This is a genomic window from Nocardiopsis metallicus, from assembly GCF_014201115.1.
Taxonomy (GTDB): domain Bacteria; phylum Actinomycetota; class Actinomycetes; order Streptosporangiales; family Streptosporangiaceae; genus Nocardiopsis; species Nocardiopsis metallicus.
In genome coordinates, this window is sequence record NZ_JACHDO010000001.1 from 3,716,998 (window position 1) to 3,733,590 (window position 16,593).

Annotated in this window: 11 protein-coding genes; 5 read left to right on the forward strand and 6 right to left on the reverse strand. The window is 70.0% G+C overall.

Features of this window, described 5'->3' with window-relative positions:
• Positions 1-169 precede the first annotated feature (169 nt).
• Positions 170-2,203, reverse strand: a complete 2,034-nt coding sequence (malQ, locus tag HNR07_RS16195) for a 4-alpha-glucanotransferase (protein WP_184365710.1) — start codon at positions 2,201-2,203, stop codon at positions 170-172.
• Between the two features lie 199 nt (positions 2,204-2,402).
• On the opposite strand from malQ, the gene HNR07_RS16200 reads away from it, so the two are divergent.
• Positions 2,403-3,887 (forward strand): MFS transporter, encoded by a 1,485-nt coding sequence (locus HNR07_RS16200; RefSeq protein ID WP_184365711.1) that lies wholly within the window; start codon positions 2,403-2,405, stop codon positions 3,885-3,887.
• On the opposite strand, the gene HNR07_RS16205 is transcribed toward HNR07_RS16200, so the two are convergent.
• On the reverse strand, positions 3,784-5,223 hold the full coding sequence (locus tag HNR07_RS16205; protein WP_246420333.1) for an amidase: 1,440 nt from the start codon (positions 5,221-5,223) through the stop codon (positions 3,784-3,786). The two genes, HNR07_RS16200 and HNR07_RS16205, sit on opposite strands and share 104 nt — an antisense overlap.
• Positions 5,224-5,434: 211 nt before the next feature.
• On the opposite strand from HNR07_RS16205, the gene HNR07_RS16210 reads away from it, so the two are divergent.
• Together HNR07_RS16210 and ilvD are read left to right on the forward strand one after the other, a co-directional pair.
• A complete protein-coding gene (locus HNR07_RS16210) occupies positions 5,435-6,220 on the forward strand; it encodes a nuclease-related domain-containing protein (RefSeq protein ID WP_184372110.1) in 786 nt (261 codons plus the stop codon).
• Between the two features lie 242 nt (positions 6,221-6,462).
• Positions 6,463-8,325 carry a dihydroxy-acid dehydratase gene (gene ilvD, locus HNR07_RS16215; protein ID WP_184365712.1) on the forward strand — a complete coding sequence of 621 codons (1,863 nt, stop codon included), beginning with the start codon at positions 6,463-6,465 and terminating at the stop codon, positions 8,323-8,325.
• Between the two features lie 13 nt (positions 8,326-8,338).
• Here the strand turns inward: ilvD and HNR07_RS16220 are convergent, their stop codons facing one another.
• Both HNR07_RS16220 and HNR07_RS16225 read right to left on the reverse strand, forming a co-directional pair.
• Entirely contained in the window at positions 8,339-8,545 is a 207-nt protein-coding gene (locus tag HNR07_RS16220) for an FmdB family zinc ribbon protein (protein ID WP_184365713.1), read from the reverse strand.
• Between the two features lie 150 nt (positions 8,546-8,695).
• Positions 8,696-9,196, reverse strand: a complete 501-nt coding sequence (locus HNR07_RS16225; RefSeq protein ID WP_017584743.1) for an HNH endonuclease — start codon at positions 9,194-9,196, stop codon at positions 8,696-8,698.
• A gap of 378 nt (positions 9,197-9,574) precedes the next feature.
• On the opposite strand from HNR07_RS16225, the gene HNR07_RS16230 reads away from it, so the two are divergent.
• On the forward strand, positions 9,575-11,668 hold the full coding sequence (locus HNR07_RS16230; protein ID WP_184365714.1) for a prolyl oligopeptidase family serine peptidase: 2,094 nt from the start codon (positions 9,575-9,577) through the stop codon (positions 11,666-11,668).
• Between the two features lie 218 nt (positions 11,669-11,886).
• A complete protein-coding gene (locus HNR07_RS16235) occupies positions 11,887-12,324 on the forward strand; it encodes an acyl-CoA thioesterase (protein WP_254418028.1) in 438 nt (145 codons plus the stop codon).
• A 1,025-nt stretch (positions 12,325-13,349) separates the two neighbouring features.
• On the opposite strand, the gene HNR07_RS16240 is transcribed toward HNR07_RS16235, so the two are convergent.
• Entirely contained in the window at positions 13,350-14,603 is a 1,254-nt protein-coding gene (locus HNR07_RS16240; RefSeq protein WP_246420327.1) for an IS256 family transposase, read from the reverse strand.
• Between the two features lie 47 nt (positions 14,604-14,650).
• Complete coding sequence (locus HNR07_RS16245; protein ID WP_184365715.1) at positions 14,651-16,255, reverse strand: IS4 family transposase; 1,605 nt, start codon at positions 16,253-16,255, stop codon at positions 14,651-14,653.
• Between the last annotated feature and the right edge of the window lie 338 nt (positions 16,256-16,593).

Genomic DNA, 16,593 nt, shown 5'->3' on the forward strand with positions numbered 1-16,593 from the left:
CGCACGGAGCCGGCACGGCCCCGGGGAGAACGTTCCCCGGGGCCGTTCCCCCGCACCGGGCGCGCTGACCGCGGCGTCAGGGGGTGCTCTGCGCGGCGGGGGCGTCCGCCGTGGGCGCCGTCAGGGTCTCGCCGAAGGAGCACTGCCGTGTGCCGGTGGTCGCCACGCCTCACATGTTCCGGCTCTGGCCTCCGATCGGGCCCAGGGTGCGGCGGATCCGGGCGACCATCCGCGGGTCGGCGAGTAGTTCGTCCACCAGGACCGGTTCGCCCTCGCTGCTGGTGAGCGGGATCCGCCAGTTCGGGTACTCGGTGCTGGTACCCGGCTGGTTCTGCATGCGCCGCTCCCCCACCACGTCGGTGAGCGCCACCCCCAGCATCCGGGCCGGGGTGGCCGCCAGGTAGGCGTGCATCGCGGCGACCACGGCGGCCGGGTCGCCCACCGGGTCGGCGTCCTCCTCCAGTAGTCCCAGGTACACCAGCAGTTCGCACCACTGGGCCACTCTGGCCTCGGAGTCGGCCAGTTCCTCCGCCACCGGGCGGTTGAGCAGGCCCAGGCGGTCGCGTAGTTCGACGTGCTCGGCGGACAGGTACGACGCCACCGGTGGCAGGTCATGTGTGGCCACGGTGGCCAGGCAGTCCCGGCGCCACTGGTCCGGGATGAGCGGGTCGCCCTCCGTGTCGTTCTCGAACCACAGCACGGAGGTACCGAAGATCCCCCGGCCGGCGAGGTGCTCGCGGACCCACGGTTCGACGGTGCCCAGGTCCTCCCCGACGATCACCGCGTCGGCGTGGTGGGCCGCCAGCGCCAGGGTGCCCACCATGCCCTCGTGGTCGAATCGCAGATAGGTGCCCTGGTCGGCGCTGGCACCCTCGGGGACGCACCACAGCCGGAACATGCCCATGACGTGGTCCATCCGCAGGCCGCCCGCATGGCGCAGGCTCTGGGACAGGATCTGGTGGAGCGGACCGTAGCCGAGCTGGGCCAGGCGGGTCGGATTCCAGGGCGGCTGGCCCCAGTCCTGCCCGAGCTGGTTGAACTCGTCCGGCGGGACGCCGACGTGCAGACCGGGCACGAGTGCGTCACCGTACATCCAGGCGTCCGCGCCGCCCGCCTGCACTCCGATGGCCAGGTCGTGCACGATGCCGACACTCATACCGCTGTTGAGAGCGCTCTCCTGGGCCTGGGCGAGCTGTTCGTCCAGGATCCACTGGAGCCAGCGGTGGAACTCCACGCGCGGCCACAGGTTCAGCGCCTCCCGGCCCACCGCGAGCGCGCTGACCTCGCGCAGCCGCGCGGGCCAGGTGCGAAAGTCCGAGCCGTGTACCTCCGCCAGCGCGGACCAGGTGGCGAACTCGACCAGGGGTTGGCCCTCGCGTTCCTGGTAGCGCCGCAGGGCCGCCTCCCGGCCCGGGGCGCGGGGCACCTGGAAGAGAATCTCCAGGGCGGTGCGTTTGGCCTCCCAGACGGCATCGCGATCCAGGAGGTCGGCGGTGCGGCCGCGTTCGCGCAGTGGCCGGGCCAGGCGCTGGATTCCTTCGCGCTGGGCCGGGTCGAGCCGCGCGTACTCGGGCACGTCCTCTACCCGGATGTAGAGCGGGCTGGCGTAGCGGCGGCTGACCGGCAGGTACGGAGAGGGCTCGACGGGGGTCAGGGGTTCTGTGGCGTGCACCGGGTTGATCAGGGTGAAGTCGGCGCCGAGGTCGCGGGCGCTCCAGTCCGCGAGTTCGGAGAGGTCGCGCAGGTCGCCGGTGCCCCAGGAGGCGCGGGAGCGCACGCTGTAGATCTGCGCCATCAGCCCCCACAGGCGCGGGTTCTCGCGCAGTGCGCTGGGTTCGATCCGGTCGGGGACCACCAGGAGCGGGGCGTCGTGTTCGGCCCCGTTGTCGGTCACCCTCAGGGTGTGCACGCCCAGTGGCAGGCCGGGGTCGAACGGCAGCAGTGAGCCGTCCGCGGTCTCCACGGTGCTGCGTGCGCCTTCGGGCAGCACCAGGTCCGGGGCCTTGCCCTCGCGGACCACCACCGCCGGTGGCAGCGGTCCGCGCCCCGGCGCTCGTGCCGGGTTCTTCGGATCCACCCCCAACGCGGACAGAACATGGCGGATCGTGTCCGGGCTGACGGGTACCTGTCGTCCCCGCCAGTCCTCGTATGTGGTCGCGACCCCGTACTGCTCGGCCGCCCGGGCCAGCTGAACGTCCCTCACAGAAACCGATCATGCCCCACAGGAACGCGCGTACACCGGAGGTCGGCCCGGCGTGGGGGGAGAAGATGCTTCCGAGGCCCTTCGAGCGACCTCTCTCGACCTCCCGTTTCCCCTGACTTTCCGGTATCCCCACGCACCCCGGCCGTACAGCCCGTTTATCCCTTCGCGCAAAACCTGCGCGAACTGCATAATCGAAGGCGTGCTCGCGAACTACCGGCGGCTCTTCGCCGTGCCCCACGTCCTGTCCCTGTTGACCTGGTCTCTGGCTGCCAGGTTCTACACCCCGGGGCTGATGATCGCGGTCACCTTCCTCGTCCAGGGGTGGACGGGGTCCTACACCCTGGCGGGCCTGGTGGCGGGCGCCTTCACGCTGGGGATGGCGCTGGTCGGTCCGTTGCGCGGGCGCATGGCCGACCGGGGCAACAGCGACCGGTTGGTGCTGGTGTGCGGCGTGGTGTTCACCGTCGGGCTGACGGCGCTGGCGTTGCTGCCCGCGTCGCTGTGGTGGGTGTCGATCCCGCTGGCCCTGGGTACCGGGCTTTTCGGCACCCCGGCCAATCAGATCGTGCGTGCGCTGTGGCCGCGACTGACCACGGGTTCGGAGCGGCAGGCCATCTACGCGGCCGAGGCCACCACCCAGGAGCTGCTCTTCGTCTTCTCCCCGATCCTGACCGCCGGTGTCGTGGCGCTGGCCGGACCGCGCTGGGCACTTTTGCTGCTGGGGGCCCTGGGGCTGATGGGTGCGGTGGGGTTCGCGTTGTCGCTGCGCCGTGCGGGGGTGACCGGACCGGCCGCGCCCGATCCGGGCGCCGCTCCGTCGAGGGGCGCCACCACGTCCGGCGAGGGCGACGAAGGCGATGAGGGTTCCGGGCACTCCGGGCGCCCCCGCCGCAGCCTGCTGTTCCACCCCGCGCTGTGCCTGGTCTTCGCGATGTGCATGATGATCGTCTCCGGTGTGGTCGGTATGGACCTGGTGATCGTCGCCTGGGCCAACGAGCTGAACGCGCCGCACTACGTGATGGTGCTGGCCTCAGTCTGGGCGCTGGGGTCGCTGGTGGGCGGCGCTGTCGCCGGCTCGCTCAAGGGCACCCCCCGGGTGGCGTTGCGGGCCTTCGGGGCCGCCCTGGGCATCGCGGTGCTGGTCCCGTTCCTACCGCCGGTCAGCCATCTGCCCACCCCGCTGCTGATCACCCCGCTGCTCTTCGTCTCGGGGCTGGCTTTGGCGCCCACCCTGGCGGCGGTGATGGGCCGCCTGGGCGACACCGCCCCCGCCCACCGCAGGGCCGAGGCGTTCGGATGGATGGCCACGGCGATGAGCACCGGCGCAGCGGTGGCCGGTCCGCTGACCGGCGCTCTGGTGGACACCAACGGGATCGCGGGCGGTGCGCTCGGTGCCGCGGGCCTGGTGTTGATGGCCGCGGTGCTGAGCCTGTTCCTGCCCCGCACCAACGAGCCCGCAGGTGCCGGTTCGGGCACCGGTCCGTCCGCCGCCGCGGCCGACACGGTGCCCGCGGTGGAGAACACCGCCCTCCGGACCGCTGGCGCCGCCCTCGAGGCAACCCCCACCGGTCCCGCCCCGGTCAGTCCTCCCAACCGGCCGGAACCCGGTGCGCCCACGGCCGGGCACGCTCCAGCTGGGCCGACAACGACAGCAGAGTCCCCTCACCGCCCATCCGACCGGTGAGCATGGTGCCGATCGGGAGTCCGCTCGGCGACCAGTGCAGCGGAACGTTGACGGAGGGTTGTCCGGAGACGTTGTAGAGCGAGGTGAAGGGGGTGAACTCGGTCATGCGCCGGAACTCCTCCTCCGGGCCGCACGAGTTGAAGTGGCCGACCTCGGCCGGGGGCTGGGCCAGGGTGGGACTGAGCACGGCGTCGAAGCGGGCCGTGGCCGTCAGCATGGCGCGGGTGCCGCGCTGGAGGCGGGCGCTGGCGCCCACGTAGGCGGGGACCGGGGTGGTGCGGGCCCGTTCGCGCAGCCACTGGTAGATCGGGGTCAGTTCGCCCTCGCGGGCCGGATCGATGGGTGTGGCGGAGGCGACGGCCGACCACAGGTGCTGGAAGTCGTCGGCGAAGGCGCCGCCGAAGGCGGTCTCACCGGGGTTGTCGATCTCCTCGACCTCGTGGCCCAGGTCCAGGAGCAGCTGGGTGGCCTCCTCGTAGGCGGCGAGGACGTCGGGGTGGACCGCGATGCCGGTGGCGCCGGTGTCGGCGTAGCGGCCGATGCGCAGCTTCCCGGGTTCGCGGCGGGCGTGGTCGGCGAAGGACCGGCCGGGCGGCAGCGGCGGTGCGGTGTAGAGGTCGCCGGGGAGGTTGACCGCCATGGCGTCCAGCATCAGGGCTGCGTCCATGACCGAGCGGGTGATGGGGCCGGCGGTGGACAGGCCGTTGAGGTCGGCGCGGTCGGGGCCGCCGGAGACGCGGCCCCGTGTGGGCTTGAGCCCGAAGAGACCGCACACGCTGGCGGGGATGCGAATGGATCCGCCGCCGTCGCTGGCCTGGGCCGCGGGGGCGAGTCCGGCGGCGACAGCGGCCGCGGCGCCTCCGCTGGAGCCGCCCGGGGAGCGGGTGGTGTCCCAGGGGTTGCGGCTGGGCGGCGCGATGTCGTTCTCGGTGTAACAGGTCGCCCCGAATTCGGGGGTGTTGGTCTTGCCGAGGAAGACGGCGCCCGCCTCGCGCAGCTGGGCGACCATGGCGGAGTCGGCGGGGGCCACGAGGTCGGAGTAGACGCGTGAGCCGAAAGTGACGCGGACCCCGGCGAGGGTGTCCAGGTCCTTGATCGGCAGTGGGACGCCGAGGAGGGGCGGGAGTTGGTCCGGCGTGTCGCTCATCGCGCGCTTCTGTGCGTTTCGGGCCTGCTCCAGAGCACTTTTTTCAGCGACCGTAATGTAGGCACCATAATGTGCGTCCAGCCTCCGAATCCGCTCGAGATAGTGCTCAGCGACCTCAACAGGTGACAGTTCACGACTGCGGATCAGCATCGCGAGGCGGTGCGCGGGGAGATCATGAATCCGGGTCATGCCACCTGAGGTTAACCGGGTAGGGCAACGGGCACCACGGCGGTGAGGCGGGACCTCTCTAGAGAGACGACGAAAAGGCAATCCTTCCCCGTTCTCGCGCCCCGAACACGTATGGACGCAAGAGCACGAGGGAAGAAAAGTGTGAGAAGTAATGCACTAGGACTCAGATATGGATGGAACTAACCTGTCCGTCGTGGAATCGGCAACCAGTGTGAACGGTCGTAGCCCATCGTCCGACGGGTCGGAGCCCGAACGGCCCGAGGCCCTCTTCTTCCCCAACCAGCGCAAGGACGCCGGCGCGTCAGGCGGCAAGGCCCTCTACGGAGCCCTGAAATCCAACGAAGCCGCGCGCAGGTGGACGGTCCGGAGCGTGGCCGCGGCGGCTGCAGCGGGCGCCTTCGGCATGCTCACCGGGGACTGGAGGGTCGGTGTCACCTTCGGACTCATCGCCCTGGTCGCGGTGATGGTGTGGAACGCCCGGCGTGAGTCGGAGATCCCCCGCTGGCGTAAGCCCTCGGCCGCGCAGCGGCGCACCGAGGCCCAGCTCAAGCTCATGAAGCAGCTCGGTTACCGCGTGCTTCACGCACGCGCCGTACCCGGTGGCAACGGCCAGATCGACCACTTCATCGTGGGTCGGCGCGGCGCGTTCGCCATCGACTCGGAGTCCTGGGACAAGCGCCTCCCGCTGCGCAACAAGCTGGAGAAGCTGTACCACGGCCGGTTCAGCAAGAACGAGCGGATCGACGAGGCCCTGGAGGAGGCCAAGCGCGCGGAGGAGCTCATCAGCCAGGAGCTCGGCCGCGAGATCTCGGTGCGCGCCTCCCTGGCCATCTACGGGCCGGGCATGCCCTGGGACAGCCACCGGCTGCGCGGCGTGGACATCATCACCGGAACCAAGGTCCGCAAGTGGTTGCGCAGTGGGCGTGACCGGCTGAGCGAGACCGAGATCGAAGAGATCTACCAGGCGGCGAAGAAGGCCCTGCCGCCCCGTTACTGAGACCCCACCCCGTTCACCGCCCCTGCCGCACTCGGGCCCGGAACCAGCCACACCGCCGTGGCCTCCGGGCCTTACGTATGTCCGTCCAGGCCTCAAGCCGCACCCGACCTCCCCGCGCGATGAGTCCCCCACCTCCACAAATCTCAACATCCGAAACAGGTGTCTCCCGGGGCGAGACCGAAGCGGTTCACCAAGGGGACTACCATCGAGGGGAAACACCCGTAACGATGGGAGTCCACCCTATGCCCGCCCTACGCTCACGCACGGTCACCCACGGCAGGAACATGGCAGGCGCGCGCGCTCTCATGCGCGCCACCGGCGTAGAGCGCGAGGACTTCGGCAAGCCCATCGTGGCCGTGGCCAACAGCTTCACGGAGTTCGTGCCCGGACACGTGCACCTGCGCGAGGTCGCCGAGGTCGTCGCGAACGCCATCCGCCAGGCCGGTGGCGTGCCCCGCGAGTTCAACTCCATCGCCGTCGACGACGGCATCGCGATGGGCCACGGCGGCATGCTGTACTCGCTGCCCAGCCGTGAACTCATCGCCGACTCACTCGAGTACATGGTCAACGCCCACTGCGCCGACGCCCTGGTGTGCGTGTCCAACTGCGACAAGATCACCCCGGGCATGCTGCTCGCGGCGATGCGCCTCAACATCCCCACCGTGTTCGTCTCCGGCGGCCCCATGGAGGCCGGGAAGGTCACGGTGGTCGAGGGCACCGCCACCACGGTCCGCAAGCTCGACCTGATCAACCCCATGATCGCCGCGGCCGACGAGAGCGTCTCCCAGGCCGAACTCGACGAGATGGAGGAGAACGCCTGCCCGACCTGTGGTTCCTGCTCGGGCATGTTCACCGCCAACTCGATGAACTGCCTCACCGAGGCCCTGGGGCTGGCCCTGCCCGGCAACGGCACGGTCCTGGCCACCCACACCGCCCGCAAGGCCCTCTACGAGGACGCCGGGCGCCTGGTCGTGGAGGCCGCCAAGCGCTACTACCAGGATGACGACGACTCGGTGCTGCCGCTGTCCATCGCCACCCCGGCCGCCTTCGGCAACGCCATGGCCCTGGACGTGGCCATGGGCGGTTCCACCAACACGATCCTGCACCTGCTGGCCACCGCCACCGAGGCCGGTGTGGACTTCGGGCTGCCCGAGATCGACGAGGTCTCCCGCCGCGTCCCGTGCCTGTGCAAGGTCGCGCCGAACACCGAGAAGTACCACATCGAGGACGTGCACCGGGCCGGCGGCATCCCCGCCATCCTGGGCGAACTGGCCCGCGGCGGCCTGCTCGACACCTCCCTACCCACCGTGCACGGAAAGACCATCGGCGAGTTCATCGGCGAGTGGGACATCACCTCGGACACGGTGCTGCCCGAGGCCGTGGAGCTCTTCCACGCGGCCCCCGGCGGTGTGCGCACCACCAAGGCCTACTCGCAGAGCGTGCGCTGGGACACCCTGGACACCGACCGGGAGAAGGGCTGCATCCGTTCGGTCGAGCACGCCTACACCAAGGACGGCGGCCTGGCCGTGCTGTTCGGCAACCTCGCCCCGGACGGCGCGATCGTCAAGACCGCCGGCGTGGAGGAGGAGCTGTGGACCTTCTCCGGGCCCGCCAAGGTGTTCGAGTCGCAGGACGACGCCGTGGACGGCATCCTCAACAAGCGGATCGAGCCCGGTGACGTGGTGGTCATCCGCTACGAGGGCCCCAAGGGCGGACCCGGTATGCAGGAGATGCTCTACCCGACGAGCTTCCTCAAGGGCCGCGGCCTGGGCAAGGCCTGCGCCCTGATCACCGACGGCCGCTTCTCCGGCGGCACCTCCGGGCTGTCCATCGGCCACGCCTCCCCCGAGGCGGCCGCGGGCGGCGACATCGCCCTGGTCGAGAACGGCGACACGATCAGCATCGACATCCCGAACCGGGGCATCGTGCTGGAGGTCGCCGAGGAGGAGCTGAACACCCGCCGTGAGCGACTGCTCAAGGAGCTGGGCCGGTTCCAGCCGCGCGACCGCAAGCGCCCGGTGACCGCCGCGCTGCGCGCCTACGCGGCGATGGCCACCTCGGCCTCGACCGGCGCGGCGCGCGACGTCAGCCAGATCGAGAAGTAGACCGGGCTGGTCCTCAGCCGCAGCAGCCGCCCCCGCAGCAGCCTCCGCCACCGGAGGGCGCGGGGGCGGCGGCGCGTCCGCCCACCGAGACGGTGGACAGCAGCCGAACGGTGTCGTCGTGCCCCTGGGGGCAGCCGGCGGGGGCATCGGACTCGGCCATGGGGCGGGAGAGCTCGAAGGTGTCGTCGCACTCGCGGCAGCGGAAGTCGTATCTGGGCATGCCCCAAGGATAGGGCCGCGCGTGATCCGGCTCCAGCCCGGATCCGTCTGGGGCAAGGGGACGCCCCTGGGGAGCTGAGGGGTCGGCTCCCCAGGGGCGTGGTCCGGGCCGGGTGGGACGCCCTGGGGTTTGTCCCGGCCCTTGCTGCCGCTACGCGGCCAGGTGCGCCATGTACGGCTCCCACTGGGGGTCGCCGTGCAGGTCGCCGTTGATCAACCGCCAGTGGGGGCCCTTGGGCACCTTGGGGGTGATGTGCAGCTCCCAGCCGATCTCGTCCAGGAACTTGTCCGCCTTGCGGTGGTTGCACGGCTTGCAGGCCGCGACCACGTTCTCCCACACGTGGGCACCGCCGCGGCTGCGCGGGACGACGTGGTCGATCGTCTCGGCCTTCTTCCCGCAGTAACCGCAGGTGTGCCGGTCCCGCCGCATGAGCGCCACCCGGGTGAGGGGCACTCTTCGGCTGTACGGGACGCTGATGTAGCGCCTGAGCCTGATCACCGACGGCACGTCATAGGAGCGTGTCGCCGAGTGCAGCACCGCCCCCGCGCCGTCATCGTGAACGACTTCCGCCTTTTCCCGCAGAACGAGCAGAATGGCTCTGCGCAGGGGCAGTGTCGTGAGTGGTTCAAAACTGGCGTTGAGCAGCAGCACGTGTCGGCGGGCGGTGCCTGGACCACCCTCCCGGCTGCGTCGGGCGCTCATCGCGTCGCCCCGGCGGCCGTGTTCGCCCGCCGTGTCTCTTCCCCGGCCAGCCGTTCGGCCAGCCAGGAAACCTCCCTGTGCACCGACCCGAGGATCGGTGTCTCCGTACGCCTTGCCACACGGACCTCCCGGTGGTTCCCGCCGAGTTGCGTCCCGCATTCAGTTTGCTTGCTCGGACCGCTCCGGCGCCACCCCAATTTCCGTCGGGCCACCCAGAAAACACGCGTTGTCGCTTTCTGGAACCCATTGTGCGTCCGGCAAACCCGGATTCATGCTCGCGCCGCGCCGAACACACACAGTGAGATAACGGTGGATAGGGTGCGAAGTATGCGCGAACTTCGCTATCCCCCGGCCACGCGGCTGGACATCCAAGAGACCCTGCACGGCCACACCGTCCGTGACCCCTACCGGTGGCTGGAGGCCGCCGACTCGACGGAGACCAAGGAGTGGTCCTCCGCCCAGGACGACCTGTACAACCAGCTGTCCGCCGACTACGAGACCCATGGCTGGTTCGCCGACCAGGTGCGCTCGCTCATGGGAGCCGGACACGTCGGAGTACCGGTCTGGCGCGGTGAACGCCGTTTCGTCACCCGTCGTGCCCCCGGCCAGGAGCACGCGGTGCTGCACGTGCGGGACGGTGAGGGGGACGAGCGCGTCCTGGTCGACCCCGGGGCACTCGATCCCTCCGGCCTGACCACGCTGGACGCCTGGCGGCCCTCACCGGACGGACGCCTGCTCGCCTACCAACTCTCCGAGGGCGGCGACGAGGAGTCGCTCCTGCGCGTCATCGACGTGGACTCGGGCGAGCTCGTGGACGACCCCATCGACCGCACCCGGTACAGCCCGGTGGCCTGGCTGCCCGACGGCTCGGCCTTCTACTACGTGCGCCGCCTGCCCGCCGATCAGGTCCCCGACGGCGAGGAGTCCTACCACCGCAGGGTCTACCTGCACCGGCTGGGCACCCCCGCCGACCAGGACGCGCTCATCTTCGGCCAGGACCGCCTCAAGACCGAGTACTACGGGGTGAGCCTCAGCGAGAACGGCCGCTGGCTCACCCTGACCTCCGCCAACGGCACGTCCTCGGCGACCAACGCCTGGATCGCCGACCTCGGAGAAGGGCCGCTGGAGAGCCCCCGCCTGGTCACCGTCCAGGAGGGAGTGGACTCCGACCTGCGCCTGCACGTGGGCCGGGACGACCGCCTGTACCTGTTCACCGACCGCGAGGCCCCGCGCGGGCGCCTGTGCGTCGCCGACCCGGCCGCACCCGGGTACGAGAACTGGACCACCCTGGTCGCCGAGGACCCCGAGGCGGTCCTGGAGGGCCACGCGCTGCTGGACGGGGAGGAGCTCGACTCCCCCGAACTGCTCCTGGTCTGGAGCCGGCACGCGATCAGCGAGATCAGCCGCCACGACCCCGGGACCGGTGCGCGCCTGGGCACCCTGCCGATGCCTGGCCTGGGCAGCGTCGGCGGGCTGAGCAGCCGGCCCGAGGGCGGCCACGAGGCGTGGTTCGGCTACACCGACAACACCCACCCCTCGTCCGTGTACCACTACGACGCGCGCAGCGGGGAGGTGACGCCGTGGGCCGAGCCGCCCGGCGAGATCGACCTGCCCGACGTGCGCACCGAACAGGTCGCGTTCACGTCCAAGGACGGCACCACCGTGCGCATGCTGGTGGTCTCCCCCGCCGCGCCCGCCGAGGGCCCGCGCCCGACCATCCTGTACGGCTACGGGGGGTTCCAGATCTCCCTCACCCCGGGGTACTCCGCCGCCATCCTGGCGTGGGTGCGCGCCGGGGGCGTGTACGCCGTCGCGAACCTGCGCGGCGGCCTGGAAGAGGGCGAGGAATGGCACCGGGGCGGCATGCTCGCCAACAAGCAGAACGTCTTCGACGACTGCGCCGCGGCCGCCGAGCACCTGATCTCCAGCGGCACCACCAGCGCGGAACGGCTCGCGATCATGGGCGGCAGCAACGGCGGCCTGCTGGTGGGCACCATGATCACTCAGCGGCCGGAGCTGTTCACCGCCGCGGTCTGCTCGGCCCCGCTGCTGGACATGGTGCGCTACGAGCGGTTCGGGCTGGGACAGCTGTGGAGCGTGGAGTACGGCAGCGCCGAGAAGCCCGAGGAGCTCGGCTGGCTGCTGGGCTACTCCCCGTACCACAACGTCCGGCCGGGCACCCGGTACCCGGCCACCCTGTTCACGGTGTTCGACAACGACACCCGGGTGGACCCGCTGCACGCCCGCAAGCTGTGCGCCCAGATGCAGCAGGCCACGTCGGCGCCGATCGAGGAGCGACCGATCCTCGTCCGCCGCGAGGCCGAGGTCGGGCACAGCTCCCGATCGGTGAGCCGCAGTGTGGCCCTGACCGCGGAGCAGCTCGCCTTCCTCGCCCACCACCTGGGGCTCTCGGTCTCCTGACCCGCCCGAGCCCGTCGGCTCTCCCCGGCCCCGACCCGGGCCGGGGAGAGCAAGGACACAGGAATCGGACACCCCGCACCGGGGTTGCGCGGAGGGTCCTTTGAGACAATCAAAGGAGGCCAAAGGCGTGTCCGGTGCGTCGCGACAAGCGTGTGACCACGGGATACGCCCGACCCCGGGGAGGACATCCGGGAGAACTTCGGGAGAGGACCCAGGACGTGACACAGATCGAGGCCGAAAGCCCCACCACCGCCGGGCCCCAGCGGTACGTGCACCTGGCCCAGGTGCGCTACGCCGACCTTGACCCCCAGCAGCACGTCAACAACGTCCGGATGCTCACCTACCTGGAGGACGCCCGCGTCGGGTTCCTGCACTTCGGGATCGGTGACGGCCGCCCCGATGCCTTCGGCGCGACGGTCGTGGCCCGCCAGGAGGCCGACTACGTCGCCCCGCTGCTGCCCCGCACCGACCCGGTGCGCGTGGAGCTGTGGGTGACCGAGGTCCGCAACGCCAGCTTCAGCATGTCCTACGAGATCCTCGACGACGAGCGGGTCTACCTGCGCGCGAAGACGGTCCTGGTCGGCTTCGACGTGGCCACGCAGAGCGCACGGCGCCTCAACGACGCCGAGCGCGCGCTCCTCAACAAGTACTCCTGACACCCGCGTGCCCGGCCCCCGCGAGCGACGTCCCGGAGCAGCGGTTCCGAGGGGAGGCGGAGCCCGGCACAGGGGCGATGCTGTTGATTGATTCCGGGGCGGGGTCTGTGTGCGGACTGGAGCCTGCGGTCCGGGTCGCGGTCCCCCCGTTTCCCACCGCGTGATGGTGGCCCCCAGCCCTGCGCGGACCGGTTGCCCGTACCGGCGAACACCACCAGCGGCCCACCAGGCCCCCGGGCCCGGTTTCGGCCCTCTTTTCGAAGATGATCTTGCTACCAGGAGCAAGTTCGGCGCCGAACTTGCCCCTGGTAGCAAGATCACCGGGAATGAAGGGGTTTCGGAAGCAGCGGACCACCCCCAGACGCGGGTTACGGACACCCCGGCTCGCCCGGAGCCGACACCACAGCGCTGAACCCCACCCTCACCACCGGCTGGCCCGATGGCACGCGTGACCGGCCGCGACACGCGACCCGATCCGCGCAGGGCTGGGGGACCGCTGCCTTCGCTGCCGCTTTTCGTTGCCGACCTTGACCGGCCGCGACACGCACCCCGATCCCCGTAGGGCTGGGGAGACCGCTTCCCTCGCTGCCGCTTGTCCGTCCGGGCGAATGACCGGCCGCGACACGGCCAGGCGTTGCGCTCCGGCCGGGGGAAGGCACCGGCCGAAGGCCGCGCAGTCGCGGTTGCCGTTGGTGGTTGCCGTTGGGCCCCTTTAGGGGCCCGCCTACCACCCCGACCACACCTGCCCCGTTTCCCGATAGCCGCCCACCGCCGTCGTAGCGAAGCGGGTCAAGGTGGAGCGCCCGGAGCGAAGCGAGGACAATGCCGTTTAGTTAAGGGACAGGCTGAGCTGTCAACCCCGAACTCGCCCACCGTGGCGCCAGGGTGTAACGGCCTCGAGCGATCCGTTGCAGGAACCCTTCCTGGACCCACACGCCCATCTGCGTGGCCAGACTCCGGTAATGGGGATAACCCAAAGCCCGAGCCGATGGTGTCCCATCAGGTGGTGTAACTTCACAACCGCACTAACCCCCGGGCAGTGACCCGGGGCCGATCTCGTTCGGGCCCTGCTGTCTGCCCGAGCCGCGCGCGTCCTGGCCCAGCAACTCGACCATGGACGCCTCGGACAAATAACGACGATCGCTCACCTGCCACTCGTCATGCAGCTCGGCCAGCACCGCCCCGGCCAACCGCCCCAACGCCTTCGGATTCGGAAAGACCTGCACCACGTCCGCCCGGCGCTTGACCTCCCGGTTCAACCGCTCCAGCGGGTTGGTCGACCAGATCTTCTTCCAATGCCCGCTCGGGAAGTCCGCGAACGCCGTGATGTCCACCGCCGCCCCGGTCAGCATCTGCTCCACCTGCGGGAACTGCCGCCCAAGCATGGTGGCGACCGTGCCCAGATGGGTGCGCACCGCCTCGGCGTTGGTCTGAGCGAAGATCGTGCGGATCGTGGCCGCAACCATCTCCCCCGACCCCCTGGGCACCTTGGCCAGCACATCACGCACGAAATGCACCCGACAGCGCTGCCAGGCCGCCCCGAGGAAGACCGCCTCCACCGCGGCGACCAGGCCGGCGTGGGAGTCCGAGACCACCAACTGCACCCCGCCCAGGCCGCGTGAGCGCAAGCCGCGCAAGAACTCGGTCCAAAACGCGCGGGTCTCGCTGTCACCCACGGCGAAGCCCAACACTTCCCTTCGTCCCTGGGCGGTGACTCCGGTGGCGATCACGACCGCTTGGGAGGCGATCCGGTGCTGGATACGGGCCTTGCAGTAGGTCGCGTCCAAAAACACGTAGGGGAAGGCGGTGTGGTCCAGGGGCCGCTGCGCGAAGGCCTCGACCTCCTCGTCCAGCTCGGCGCAGATCCGCGAGACCTCGGATTTGGAGATACCTGAGTCGGCTCCCAAAGCTTTGACCAGGTCATCCACCGATCGGGTGGAGACCCCGTGCACGTAGGCCTGCACGATGACGGCGAACAGGGCCCGGTCGATACGGCGGCGGCGTTCCAACAGGGAGGGGAAGAACGATCCGGAGCGGAGTTTGGGGATCTTCAGCTCCACGTCCCCGGCCGTGGTGGCCAGGGGACGGTCGCGGTGACCGTTGCGCCTGTTGGTGCGCTCGGGCGTGCGCTGGTGGGGGTGGGCACCGATGGTGGCGGTGGCCTCGGCCTCGATCAGTTCCTGGAGCATGCGCTCCAGCACCAGACGGACCATGTCGACATTCTCGGCGGCTTGTAGTGACTCCAGGAGCTGTTGTAGGTCATGCTGGGACAGAGCCATCGTGCGTCCTTGGGTGAGGAACTTCAGACCTTCTCTCACTTAGACGGTCACACGATGGCTCGCCTGGTTTCTATAGCCGTGCAGGTCAGATCCCTGAACCCGGAGTTACACCACTCCAAGGGACATGACCCCCGAGCCACCTCGATCGGGCTCCAACCTCGGTCTGGACCAGAACCCAACAGGCGCATCGTGCGCTCCTTGGACCCACCAGGGCGGATTCCAGGTGCCAGCGGTTGAGCTGCGGACTGTTTGGGGCCCACCACGGCCCCAGGCGCAGGGGCCAAGATCTCCAACTCCACTTTCTGCACCTGGTGGGTGGCGAGCGGCCGCTCGGGATCGGCGTAGCCGTAACGCAACTGAGGACACTTGACCTTGCGCGCGCTGATCCGAGCACGGCGGGCCGGGAGCAGGTTGTCCAACACCGCCTGAACGATGCTTCCGCCCCGGCCGGGATCGTCATCGTCGGGCAGCACCTGCTGGGCAGTGATGACCTGACATCGGGCGGTGTTCAGGGCAGTGGTGAACCCAGCCCGATCGGCGTGGGTGCCCGGCCGGGACTCCACCGCCTCGACCATGGCCATGCGCAGCGCTTGGTAGAGCGCCAACAGGGCCCACACCTCCTGCTCCAGGCCGACCGGGTCCTGGGAGCGCAACACGCGACGGTGCAGCAGGGTATGGCGCAGGGAGTAGAAGGCCGATTCGATCTCCCAGCGTTCGTGGTAGAGGGCCAGCAGCTGTGGGGCGGGGTCGGTGCGGTGGTCGAGCAGGGTGGTGGCCAGCCGGTACACGCCCCTGGCCTGCTGCCCGTCCTGGGTGGTGGCGGTGATGCGGGCTTCGATGACGCGGAGTTTGAGCCCGTCCAGGTGGGTGAGGTAGGAGCCGTCCGGTAGCAGGGTTTCCACCCGGGGGCGGCGGCGTGGGTGCAAACGGATCAGGAGTTGGGCTCCGGTGGTGGCGAGCTCGCCCAGGAAGGTGTTGCCTTGGTAGGCCTGGTCGGCCAGGACCAGCATCTGGGGGGTGAGCAGGCCCAGCAGGGGGCGGGCCTGGTCGGGTTCGCCGCTGGGGGCTCGGGTCAGGGTGGCTCCCAGCAGGGAGCGGGTGCCGGTCTCGCACAGGGTGGTGATCTGCAGGCGGGGGTAGCCTTCCACGCCTTGCTGGTAGTGGATTTTGCGGAGCCAGGTGAGGTTGCGTTCGCTGTCAGGGGCTTTGATCGAGTGGCAGGCGTCAAAGGCCACGGTGCGCCAGTGCCGGTAGCGGGTGCCGGGGGTCGCGGGTTGGGCCAAAGGAACCGCGAGGGTCTCGAAGAGGGTTTTGAACGGGCCGGCTCCCAAACGTCGGCGTAGGTGGCTGAGGGCGGATTGGCTGGGGCGGGGCACGGGTAGGCCGTGCAGGCCTGCGACGAGGGTGTCCCAGACGCGGGCGTATCCCAGGTGGGGGAACAGGGTGAGGGCGAGCACGAAGTAGACGCCGACCCGTGAGGGCAGGCGGCGTAGTCGTTGTTGCTGGGTGCGGGTGTGTTCCAGGGCGGCGTCGATGAGGTCGAAGGGGAGGTAGCGGGTGAGCTCGCCCAGGTGGCCGGGGGCGTAGATTCCAGCGGCCACGGTGATCGTGCGGGTGGCAGAGGTTGTGGTGGTGGCATACTGGTCGGGCAACGGGGCCTCCGGGCGCAGGTGGATCTTGGTCGATTTCCTGCTTCTATCGGAGGTCCCGTTCTTTGTGCTGGGTGGTTGCGGGTGGTGTTACAGGCTTGACATCTGGCCTGAAGCGCTAACTAAACGGCATTGGAAGCGAGGACGTACGACCTTGAGGCGCGCAGCGTAGACGGCCACCATCACGCGGCGGGAAACGGGGGAACCGCAACCCGAACCGCAGGCCCCCGGCCCCGCAGAGGACCCACCCTGCCCCCGCACAGGCCCCACCCCGGATGCCCTACCCGAGCCTGAGCCTGGCCCGGAGAGCCTCTCCGTGCCAGGCTCTCCGCTTCTTGGGG

Excerpts from the sequence above, each read along its gene's own strand:
- ilvD (WP_184365712.1), top strand. The coding sequence starts at position 6,463 with ATGCCCGCCCTACGCTCACGCACGGTCACCCACGGCAGGAACATGGCA.
- HNR07_RS16240 (WP_246420327.1), bottom strand. The coding sequence starts at position 14,603 with ATGGCTCTGTCCCAGCATGACCTACAACAGCTCCTGGAGTCACTACAA.
- HNR07_RS16230 (WP_184365714.1), top strand. The coding sequence starts at position 9,575 with ATGCGCGAACTTCGCTATCCCCCGGCCACGCGGCTGGACATCCAAGAG.
- HNR07_RS16220 (WP_184365713.1), bottom strand. The coding sequence starts at position 8,545 with ATGCCCAGATACGACTTCCGCTGCCGCGAGTGCGACGACACCTTCGAG.
- HNR07_RS16205 (WP_246420333.1), bottom strand. The coding sequence starts at position 5,223 with ATGACCCGGATTCATGATCTCCCCGCGCACCGCCTCGCGATGCTGATC.